Origin of the sequence: Ruminococcus sp., from assembly GCF_045129435.1 — a bacterium.
GTDB lineage: Bacteria > Bacillota > Clostridia > Oscillospirales > Acutalibacteraceae > Ruminococcoides.
In genome coordinates this window covers 1-2,810 of the sequence record NZ_JBGVJL010000007.1, presented here as the reverse complement: position 1 = coordinate 2,810, position 2,810 = coordinate 1, and the positions used below count along the sequence as shown (strand labels likewise).

3 protein-coding genes are annotated in these 2,810 nt (G+C 42.8%); all 3 read left to right on the top strand.

The window, feature by feature from the left end:
- Positions 1-906 (top strand): toprim domain-containing protein (locus ACJMMI_RS00290; RefSeq protein WP_405352398.1); only part of this gene is annotated, 906 nt, incomplete at its 5' end.
- A gap of 61 nt (positions 907-967) precedes the next feature.
- A complete protein-coding gene (gene rpoD / locus ACJMMI_RS00285) occupies positions 968-2,047 on the top strand; it encodes an RNA polymerase sigma factor RpoD (protein ID WP_405352397.1) in 1,080 nt (359 codons plus the stop codon).
- 12 nt (positions 2,048-2,059) lie between these two features.
- Complete coding sequence (locus ACJMMI_RS00280; RefSeq protein WP_405352395.1) at positions 2,060-2,437, top strand: metallopeptidase family protein; 378 nt, start codon at positions 2,060-2,062, stop codon at positions 2,435-2,437.
- Positions 2,438-2,810 lie beyond the last annotated feature (373 nt).

The following is a 2,810-nucleotide window of genomic DNA, read 5'->3' as shown; positions in this document are numbered from 1 at the left end:
GCTGTGCTGATGAAACGATATGCCGATGAGGTCATTATTTGTTATGACGCAGACGGTGCAGGTCAGAAAGCAACGGCAAGGGCAATTCAGATTTTGCGTAATGTGGGACTGCCGATTAAGATTCTAACCGTTCCGAGTGGCAAAGACCCGGACGAGTTCATTCGTTCAAAGGGCGAGAACGGCCCTGCTGCATTCAAGCTTTTAATAGACAAATGCGGTAATGATGTTGAGTACCGACTGATGAAACTCAGGGAAAACTATAATCTCAACACCACAGACGGCAGAGTAGCTTTTCTAAATGACGCAGCAAAAATCATTGCGACCATTGAAAGTCCGATTGAGCAAGATGTGTTTGCCTCAAAGCTTTGTACTGAGCTTGAAATTGATAAAAATGCCTTTAAAGAGCAGGTTGCAAAAATCAGACGGCGTGGCAGGCGAGAGGAAAACAAAAAGGAAATTCGCCAGATTCAGGCTGAGCTGAACGGACAGAGTGATAAGATTAACAAGGAGCATTTCAAAAAGCCGAGAAGTTCAAGTGCGGAGGAAGCTTTGCTTGTCTATCTTATAAATAATCCTGACTATGCAAACAGTATTTCAGAAAGGGTTTCACCCGATAAATTTTCAAATTCACTCATCAAACGCTACTATGAGTATGTGCTTGATAAGATAAAGGGCGGTTATGAGCCGCTCACAAGTGTGTCATCCGACTTTACCACAGACGAGGTTTCTTACCTTTATAAGCTTATTTCCACCACCATTCCTGCGGCATCAACAAGGCAGGCGGTTGAGGAGTACATAAAGGTGATAAACGAGGAGAGCAGTAAGCTTACCTCGGACAAGCTTGCAGATATGTCGGCAAATGACATTAACGATTACCTAAAAAGGCTTAAACAAAACAAAAAATAGTTTTTATTTGTTTAGCTTATACAATATATAACCATTGTGCATTGAAGAAAGGAAAATGAGTATGAACGCACCTCAGGACAAGAAAACAGTTGTTAAAGAGCTTTTGGAACTTGGTAAGCAAAAAGGACAGCTTAGCAACCAGGATATTCTTGATGCTATCGGCGAAATGGACTTTGACCCCGAACAGCTCGAAAAACTCTATGACAACCTTGAACAGCAGGGTATTGAAATCGTTGAGGATATGGGTGACATAAAAATTGACGATATTGACCTTGGTAAGGAGTCAGACTTTGTTGCAGACGGTGCTGTCACCGTTGATGACCCTGTAAAGGTTTACCTTAAAGAAATCGGCAGAGTACCGCTTCTTTCTTCTGAAGAGGAGGTTGACCTCGCTATTCGTATTTCACAGGGCGATGTGCAGGCAAAACAGCGTCTTTCAGAGGCAAACCTCAGACTTGTGGTAAGTATTGCAAAGCGTTACCTTGGCAGAGGTATGCAGTTCCTCGACCTTATTCAGGAGGGCAATCTCGGTCTTATTAAGGCTGTAGATAAGTTTGACTATACAAAGGGCTTTAAGTTCTCTACCTACGCTACATGGTGGATCAGACAGGCTATTACAAGAGCCATTGCCGACCAGGCAAGAACAATCCGTATTCCTGTTCATATGGTTGAAACTATCAATAAAGTTAAGAAAGTACAGAGCCAGCTTCTCCACCAGAACGGACATGAGCCGACTCCGGACGAAATCGCAGACGAGCTTGATTTACCGGTTGATAAGGTAAGAGAAATTATGCGTGTGGCACAGGAGCCGGTTTCTCTTGAAACCCCAATCGGTGAGGAGGAGGACAGCCACCTCGGTGACTTTATTCCTGATGACGGTGCACCTGCTCCGGCAGACGCAGCTTCTCACACAATGCTCAGAGAGCAGCTTTCAGATGTTCTTTCTACCCTTACACCAAGGGAAGAAAAGGTATTAAGACTTCGTTTTGGCCTTGAGGACGGTAGAAGCAGAACTCTTGAAGAGGTAGGCAAGGAGTTTAATGTAACTCGTGAGCGTATTCGTCAGATTGAAGCTAAGGCTTTAAGAAAGCTCAGACATCCGTCAAGAAGCAGAAAGCTTAAAGATTATCTCGATTATTAATAGGTAAAAATTATGGTTACTTTTGAAGAATGTGCTGAAATGCTCGATGAAATTGCAGATTCAATGCCGACAGAACTTTTTCGTGACCTGAATGCAGGAATGTCGCTTGTACCACAGTCAAAGCTACACCCGCAGAGTCAGCATGGAGAACTTTATATTCTCGGCGAATATGTGCGTAGCTCAATCGGAAACTCGATTGTGTTTTACTACGGAAGCATTGCGAGGGTGTACGGCAGTCTGCCAAAGGAGAGGCTTTACACTCAGCTTGAAAAAATTATGCACCATGAGGTAAAGCACCACAACGAGCACCTTGCAGGCTGTGATGATCTCGGTATATGGGACGATGAGCAGATAGAGGAATATCTGAGAAGTAACGGCATAACCGAATAATACATAAAGCTGTATCGAATTATCGGTACAGCTTTTTTGCGTGGATTATTTAGTAAGGTTCTTTATCAATAGTTGGGGTAAATTATGTTTTAGCAGAAAGTTTCGGATAAACAATAAAAATTTAGGTCGAGCCTTTTTAAAGGCTCGTGGGTTTGGGCAACGCCCAAGAAAAGTTGTTTTCATTGCAATTTATACGGCACAAACAGCAACGCTGTTTGTGTGCTAAAGCAAAGTATAAATGCTAAACTGAAAATGCACAAAATCGCCAACTCAAAATGTACAATTTTGGCAGATCACTCCTGAGGAGAGTATACTTTCCTCAGGAGGTAGAAATATGAACCAAAGGAAAGACATTTTAGAGAGGGTGAAGCAC

Bases quoted from the DNA above. Each gene is read 5' to 3' on its own strand.
- rpoD (WP_405352397.1), top strand. From the start codon at position 968: ATGAACGCACCTCAGGACAAGAAAACAGTTGTTAAAGAGCTTTTGGAA.
- ACJMMI_RS00280 (WP_405352395.1), top strand. From the start codon at position 2,060: ATGGTTACTTTTGAAGAATGTGCTGAAATGCTCGATGAAATTGCAGAT.